Origin of the sequence: Microbacterium sp., from assembly GCF_032084865.1 — a bacterium.
Lineage (GTDB): Bacteria > Actinomycetota > Actinomycetes > Actinomycetales > Microbacteriaceae > Microbacterium.
This window is the reverse complement of the sequence record NZ_DAMDLU010000087.1, coordinates 4,918-12,155: the sequence shown is the minus strand read 5'-3', so window position 1 is coordinate 12,155 and position 7,238 is coordinate 4,918. Positions and strand designations below refer to the sequence as shown.

At 69.0% G+C, this 7,238-nt stretch carries 6 protein-coding genes and 3 tRNA genes; 4 read left to right on the top strand and 5 right to left on the bottom strand.

Features of this window, described 5'->3' with window-relative positions; all coding sequences use genetic code 11:
• Positions 1-276 (top strand): D-arabinono-1,4-lactone oxidase (locus tag RT309_RS10015; RefSeq protein ID WP_313356724.1); only part of this gene is annotated, 276 nt, incomplete at its 5' end.
• A 68-nt stretch (positions 277-344) separates the two neighbouring features.
• Here the strand turns inward: RT309_RS10015 and RT309_RS10010 are convergent.
• Positions 345-1,778 (bottom strand): family 1 glycosylhydrolase, encoded by a 1,434-nt coding sequence (locus tag RT309_RS10010; RefSeq protein ID WP_313356723.1) that lies wholly within the window; start codon positions 1,776-1,778, stop codon positions 345-347.
• Positions 1,779-1,996: 218 nt separating this feature from the next.
• Between RT309_RS10010 and RT309_RS10005 the strand changes: the two genes are divergently transcribed.
• Positions 1,997-4,045 carry a discoidin domain-containing protein gene (locus tag RT309_RS10005; RefSeq protein ID WP_313356722.1) on the top strand — a complete coding sequence of 683 codons (2,049 nt, stop codon included), beginning with the start codon at positions 1,997-1,999 and terminating at the stop codon, positions 4,043-4,045.
• A gap of 8 nt (positions 4,046-4,053) precedes the next feature.
• Here RT309_RS10005 and RT309_RS10000 read toward each other — a convergent pair whose 3' ends face one another.
• Positions 4,054-4,680, bottom strand: coding sequence for a cyclodeaminase/cyclohydrolase family protein (locus tag RT309_RS10000; RefSeq protein ID WP_313356721.1), 627 nt, complete (start codon positions 4,678-4,680; stop codon positions 4,054-4,056).
• 321 nt (positions 4,681-5,001) lie between these two features.
• Here RT309_RS10000 and RT309_RS09995 point away from each other — a divergent pair, with 321 nt between their 5' ends.
• A complete protein-coding gene (locus RT309_RS09995; RefSeq protein WP_313356720.1) occupies positions 5,002-5,493 on the top strand; it encodes an Lrp/AsnC family transcriptional regulator in 492 nt (163 codons plus the stop codon).
• Positions 5,494-5,614: 121 nt separating this feature from the next.
• On the opposite strand, the gene RT309_RS09990 is transcribed toward RT309_RS09995, so the two are convergent.
• From RT309_RS09990 to RT309_RS09980, 3 genes are all read right to left on the bottom strand, one after another.
• Positions 5,615-5,687, bottom strand: a tRNA-Phe gene (locus RT309_RS09990).
• 68 nt (positions 5,688-5,755) lie between these two features.
• A tRNA-Asp gene (locus RT309_RS09985) sits at positions 5,756-5,829 on the bottom strand.
• A 31-nt stretch (positions 5,830-5,860) separates the two neighbouring features.
• A tRNA-Glu gene (locus RT309_RS09980) sits at positions 5,861-5,933 on the bottom strand.
• 229 nt (positions 5,934-6,162) lie between these two features.
• Here RT309_RS09980 and RT309_RS09975 point away from each other — a divergent pair.
• A partial coding sequence (locus tag RT309_RS09975; RefSeq protein ID WP_313356719.1) for a M23 family peptidase occupies positions 6,163-7,238 on the top strand: 1,076 nt, incomplete at its 3' end.

The window sequence follows — 7,238 nt, the reverse complement described above, 5'->3', positions numbered from 1 at the left end:
GACGAGCTGTGGATGTCGACGGCGTATCAGCGATCGTCGGCGTACATCGCGGTGCACCGGGCCGTGGGCGAGGACCCGCAGCCGTACTTCCGCGCCGTCGAGCAGATCATGCGCGCGCGTGGCGGGCGGCCGCACTGGGGCAAGCTGCACGGACGCGCGGCTGCCGATCTCGCCGAGGCGTACCCGCGGTTCGCGGACTTCCGCGAGGTTCGGAACGACCTCGATCCGCAGCGGGTGTTCGCGAACCGGTATCTGGAGCGGGTGCTGGGCAGCTGAACAGCGGAGACGAAAGCGCCGAGGCCCGGCATCCGATCAGCGGATGCCGGGCCTCGTGCGGTCGTGGGTCAGCGCGCCTCGGCGCGCGCCGCGATCAGCTGCTGCAGCCACCGGAACGACGACTTCGGGGTGCGCTCGCCGGTGGTGAAGTCGACGTGCACCAGGCCGAAGCGCTGCGTGAACCCGGCCGCCCACTCCCAGTTGTCCATCAGCGACCACACGAACCAGCCGCGCAGATCCAGACCCTCCGCGGGCCCGCCGGGCGCGACGGCCGCCAGTGCCGCCGCGAGGTGGTCGCGCAAGAAGGCGACCCGCTCGGTGTCGTCGACGGTGCCGTCGGGGCCGACCTCGTCGGGGAAGCTCGCGCCGTTCTCGGTGATGTACACCGGCGGCAGCACGTCGCCGTAGCGCTCCTGCATCTCGGTGAGTGCGCGGGCGAATCCGGCGGGCTGGATCGGCCAGCCGAAGCCGGTCGTCGGCACGCCCTCGAACGCGAGCAGCCGGAACGGCAGATCCGCCATCGCCGCGCTCGTTCCGTCGGGGCTCTCCCCTTCGCCGGCGCCGGCGGCGACGAGGGTGGGCATGTAGTAATTGAGTCCGTAGAAATCCAGCGGCTGATGGATCTGCGCGAGATCCTCGGACGGGACCTCGTCGAAGGCCGCCAGCGCGTCGCCGAGGAAGTCGGGAGCCTCGGGGTAGCGGCCGAGCAGCACCGGGTCGGCGTAGATCCGGTTGTGCACGAGGTCGAACAGGGCGGCCATCGCGTGATCCTCCGGGGAGTCGGATGCCGGGATCACCGGGCTGTGCGTGTTGGTGATGCCGATCCGGCCGGGAACCCCCGCCGCGCGCAGCGCCTGCACGGCCAGGCCGTGGCCGAGCAGCTGATGGTGCACGGTGGGCAGCGCGTCGAAGAGCAGGCTGTGTCCGGGGGCGTGCAGACCCAGCGCATAGCCGTTGAGGGTCACCGTGGCCGGCTCGTTGATGGTGATCCACGAGTCGATCCGGTCGCCGAAGCGCTCGCCGAGCAGGCCGGCGAGGTCACCCAGGCGCTGGGCGGTGTCACGATCGAGCCAGCCCTGCGGGTACTCCACCGGCAGGTCCCAGTGCGAGATCGTCGCGAAAGGGCGGATGCCGGCGCTGTGCAGGCGGTCGAGCAGGCGGTCGTAGAAGTCGGCTCCCTCGCGGCTCAGGCCGCCGGAGCCGCCGGGCTGCACGCGCGTCCACGAGAACGAGAAGCGGTACGCGTCGGCGCCGAGCTCGCGCATCAGCCCGATGTCCTCGGCAAAGCGGTGGTAGTGATCGGCGGTGCGGGAGGTGTCGCTGCCGTCGATGATCCGGTCGGGTTCGGCGGCGAAGCGGTCCCACACACTCGAGGTGCGGTCGCCCGCGGTGGTCGCCCCCTCGATCTGCGCCGCGGCGGTGGCGGTGCCGAGGACGAATCCTTCAGGCAGCGCGCGGGCGAGGGCGTGCGGGGTGGCGGCGGCAGTGGCGTCAGCGAGCATCGTCGTCTCCTGGTGGGCGAAAGTGGGACACTCGTCCCACTTCGACCGATACTAAGCCTCGGAGGCGACACGGTGCAAGGGTGAAGGCTGCTGGACGATTGACTGGGACGCTCGTCCCACAGTACGGTGCTGGACACAGAGCAAGGAGGCTCATCGTGCATCAGGCATCCGTCCGTCCAACCCCCTCCCCGCGCGGGTGGCGATCCCCGACTTCCCGGATGCGACGGCGACGATCTGTCGGCGCTGCGCTCGCCGCCGCAGCTGTCGTCCTCGGCCTGGCGGCCGCACCGGCCGCCGGCGCAGTGGCATCCGCTTCGGCATCCGATGGCTGGTGGGATGCCCCGAATAGACCGGCTGAAGAGGTCGAGCTCAACGTCTCCGGCGCGCCGACGACCTCCGGCCCCGGAGAGCCGGTGCGCGGATACATCGACTCGCACACGCACCTGAACTCGAACGAGGGCTTCGGCGGCCGGCTGATCTGCGGTGCTCCCTTCTCACCGGCGGGCGTCGCGGATGCCCTGAAGGACTGCCCCGACCACTACCCGAACGGCGAGCTCGCGATCTTCGAGAACCTCACCGGGGGTGCGAACGGCACCCACGATCCGGTGGGCTGGCCGACGTTCGCGCACTGGCCGAGCACCACCTCGCTCAGCCATCAGGCCGCGTACTACGCCTGGGTGGAGCGCGCCTGGCGTTCGGGACAGCGCGTGCTGGTGAACGATCTCGTCACCAACGGCGTGATCTGCTCGCTGCCGATCATGGCCAAGGATCGCTCGTGCGATGAGATGACGGCGATCCGGCTCGAGGCGAAGAAGGTGCGTGAGATGGAGGCGTACATCGACGGCCTCTACGGCGGGCAGGGCAAGGGCTTCTTCCGCATCGTCACCGACCCCGCGCAGGCGCGTGAGGTGATCCAGCAGGGGAAGCTGGCGGTGGTGCTCGGCGTCGAGATGAGCGAGCCGTTCGGCTGCAAGATGATCCTCGACGTCGCGCAGTGCTCGAAAGCCGACATCGACCGCGGGCTCGACGAGTTCCAGGGGCTCGGCATCTCGAGCATGTTCCTCTGCCACAAGTTCGACAACGCGCTGTGCGGCGTGCGCTTCGATCCCGGCACGATGGGCACGATCATCAACGTCGGGCAGTTCTACTCGACGGGAACGTACTGGAAGACCGAGGCGTGCCGCGGGCCGCAGCACGACAACCCGATCGGCAACGCTCCGGTGCCCGACGGGCTCGAGGGCGCCGATCCGCCGACCTACCCGTCCGGCGCGCAGTGCAACGTGCGCGGCATGACGAAGCTCGGCGAATACGCGCTGCGCGCGATGATGGATCGCAACATGATGGTCGAGCTCGACCACATGAGCGTGAAGGCGGCAGGTCAGGCGCTCGACGTGCTCGAAGCCGAGCAGTATCCCGGCGTGCTGTCCAGCCACAGCTGGATGGATGCCGGCTGGAGCGAGCGCCTGTACCGCCTCGGCGGATTCAAGACCTCCTACCCGCACGCGGCCGAGGAGTTCGTCGCCGACTGGCGCGACGAGAAGGCGCTGCGCGAGAAGTACGACAAGGGATACGGATTCGGGCTGGACTTCAACGGGCTCGGCGGACACCCCGCCGGCGGCTCGGCGCCGGTCGAGGTGCAGTACCCGTTCACCGCGGCCGACGGCTCGACCGTCGTCGACCGGCAGGTCAGCGGGCAGCGCACCTTCGACATCAACGTCGACGGCTTCGCCCACACCGGTCTCACGCCCGACTACCTCGAGCAGGTGCGCCTCACCGGCGGCGGTGCCGAGATCGTCGACAGCATGATGCGCGGCGCGGAGTCGTACCTGCAGACCTGGGAGGCGACGCGCGGGTTCCAGAGTGCGACGAACATCGCCACCGGCAAGGGCGCGTACGCCAGCTCGAACGAGAACAACCCGTTCACGAGCTACGCCGCCAGTCGCGCCGTCGACGGCAAGGCGTCGACCCGATGGGCGAGCGGCAACTGGGGCGCGAGCCCGCAGTGGATCCGCGTCGACCTCGGCGAGCAGCACCGCCTCGACCGGGTCAGCATCGACTGGGAGAAGGCGGCCGCGAAGTCGTACGAGATCCAGGTGTCCGACGACGCCGCCGCCTGGCGCACGGTGTGGTCGACGACGACCGGTGACGGCGGCCTCGACACGGCGACGTTCGACGCGGTGACGACGCGGCACGTGCGCGTGCTGTGCACCGAGCGCACGACGACGTACGGCTATTCGATCAAGGAGATCGGGGTGTACCCCGGCTGAGGCTGCGGTCAGTCCAGCCCCGCGGAGATCCCCTCGATCATCTGCGTGATGCGGTGGCGGGCCTCGAGCAACCGGCGGACGTCGGTCTCGAGGCTCGCCAGCCGTGTGGTGGTTGCGTCGTGCCTGCCGGCGATGTGCAGGTTCGCACGGATGCTCATCGCCGCCCCTGACAACCCCGCGGCGAGCGATTCCATCGCCACCGCCAGGTCGACTGCGATGTGCGGATTGCCTGCCGAGGCGAGCACCTGCGCGTCGGAGGTGAGCAGGATGCCGATCGCCCCGAGCCTCGCCACCGACTCGGCGGCGTCGACGGCGGAGGCGCTGACCTGCTCGTCGCGCTGCGGGTCGTCGGACGGCAGCGCCAGTGCCGCCCCGAACCGCACCGACAGCACCCCGTCGGCTTCGACCGCCTGCAGCACATCCGCGCGATGGCGCTCGAGCCGCGCCGCGCAGGCCGACGCGGCAGCGCTGTCGGGCGTGTACCCCGCCACCATGCCCATCAGGGCGGCGGCGACTCCGAGCAGCACGCCGGTCGCCGCCCCGCCGCCGGGGGAGCCGTTGGGCTGGCTGAGGGCGTCGAGCCAGGCATCCATCGGTCGGGATGTCGGAACGTGTGCGGAGTCGGGATCGGCCATGCGGGCCACACTATGACGGTCTCATCCATGACGCCGCTGTTGACGACCTCTTCACGCGCGACGTCGTCGGCGGTGCGATGCGCGAAGCGCACTGCACCGCCGACGTCGCAGAGCTGTGTGGAGGATGGTGCTGCGTGCTGAGCTTGTGACCCGCGCGCATCGGGCCGCGACGTTCGTGGGCCGACCCGACCATTCCGCTGCTCTGTGATGAACGTTCTGTTTGCTCAGTAAAGACCGATGACCATGCGTGCGCAACCGATGGGTCACCGGCTGGACAATATGACTAGTGTTGTGAGCGAACAGACGTCAGGAGTGAACACCATGACCGCTTCGCTCGACGCGACCGATCGACGCATACTTCTCGCAATGGACGACGACCCGCGGATGCCGGTGGCGATCCTGGCGCAGCGTCTGAACCTCGCACGCGGAACCGTCCATGCCCGGCTGGAGCGGATGAAGACGGCCGGCCTGCTGCGCCCGCATTCCACCCGCCTTCGCCCGGAGGCGCTCGGCCGACCGGTCGCCGCGTCCGTCCGCGCGGAACTCGACCAGCACCAGATCGCCGAGGCCATCGATGCGCTGAAGAACATCCCGGAGGTTCTCGAATGCTTCGCTCCTGCGGGCGATGATGATCTGCTTCTGCGCGTCGTGGCGGCAACTCCGGATGACCTGTACCGAGTCAGCGAGGAGATCCGGCTCTGCCCCGGTATCGTGCGCACCTCGACGAGCCTGTTCCTGCGCGAGGTCATCCCGTACCGAGTCACCGGTCTGCTGAGCACGCCCGAGACGCCCGAGACGCCCGAGAAGAGGTAGCGGTGTCTATCCCCGCGAGAGATGAGGCGGCAGCCGGTTCCGTGCTGTCAGGGCAAAGCAAAACCCCCGCCATGTAGAAGCTAGGCGAGGGTTTCTGGGCCGATTGTAATGATCAGCCGTGTGGCTCCGACCGGCATCGATCCGGTGACCTTTCGATTTTCAGTCGAACGCTCTACCAACTGAGCTACAGAGCCGCGCGGCGATTATGCTGCCGCGTCCTAGACGAAGAGCCCTCTCCGAAGAAAGAGCTCGTCGCACGGAGCGACCCTGACGGGACTTGAACCCGCGACCTCCGCCGTGACAGGGCGGCACGCTAACCAACTGCGCTACAGGGCCATACTGGTGTTTTCAATTGTATCGGATGGAGTGACCCCAACGGGATTCGAACCCGTGCTACCGCCGTGAAAGGGCGGCGTCCTAGGCCGCTAAACGATGGGGCCGAAGAGATTCCCGGGGGTTTCCCTTGCCGACGCTCAAGCATAAGGGCTGTCGCGGCGAAAAACGAAATCGAGGGCGCGTCGGGTTACATCCCGGGCGTTTCGGGAGGACTATGTACAGACGAGACGCATGCCTCTCGTCTTCCTGCGTGGTTGCGGGGAAGCCGGCACCTGGTGCGACTGTGACGAATGTTGTTACTGTTACAGCTGTGAATCCGGCGAAAGGAGCCGAGTGAACGAGCACGTTACTGCGGATGCCCGGTCCGCAGGGGCCGACTGCGGCTGCGCCCCGACTGCTGCAGAACGCGAGGCCCTCTGGTCGCGCTCGAAGCTCACCCGCCGAAGCGCTCTGACCGTCGGAGCCCTGAGCGCCGTCGCCCTCTCGGCCTTCGGCGTCTCTGCGACCACGCAGAGCGCCCGGGCCGCCGGCTACCCCAGCTGGGATGACGTGCAGCGCGCCAAGGCCAGTGAAGGGGCGAAGGCGTCGGAGATCACGCGCATCGAAGCGCTGATCCAGCAGCTCACCGACCAGGCCGCAGCAGCCGAAGCAGCCGCCCGTAAGGCCGGCGAGGAGTTCTTCACCGCGCAGCAGGCGTACTTCGACCAGGCCGCCAAGGCGGACGACCTCCAGGCGCAGGCCGACGAGCAGGCGAAGATCGCCGCCGACAGCGCCCGCAAGGCAGGCCAGGTCGCCAACCAGCTGTACCGCAGCGGCGGAGACGAGGCGGCCCTCGAGCTCTTCCTCTCCGAGTCCTCCAACGGGGCCGACGACCTGCTCGCTCGCCTCGGCAGCATGGACAAGCTCGTCGAGTACAACCGCACGGTCGCCGAGCGTGCGGCATCGGCTCGCGACACTGCTCAGTCGCTCAGCAATCAGGCATCCACCGCCCGCGACGAGCGCGACCGTCTGCAGAAGATCGCCGAAGAGAAGATGCAGGCCGCGCAGCGCGCCGCCGACGCGGCGCAGGCCGCGCTCGAAGAACGCCAGGCCAACCTCGTGACGCTGCAGGCGCAGCTCGCCGCGCTCAAGGACAACACCACCGCGACGGTCGCCGGCTATCAGGAGGGCGAGCGCATCCGGAAGGAAGAGGAAGCGCGTCGTCGCGCCGAAGAGGCCGAACGGCTTCGCCGCGAGGCCGAGGAGGCCGCCAAGAACAACCAGGGCGGCGGTGGCGGCGGTGGCGGCGGTGGCGGAGGAGGTGGCGGCGGCGGGTCGGGGTCCGGTGCCTGGCGACGTCCGCACGGCGGGTACATCTCGTCGCACTTCGGCCCGCGCCCGCCGGTGTGCACCGGCGGCGTCTGCCGCTC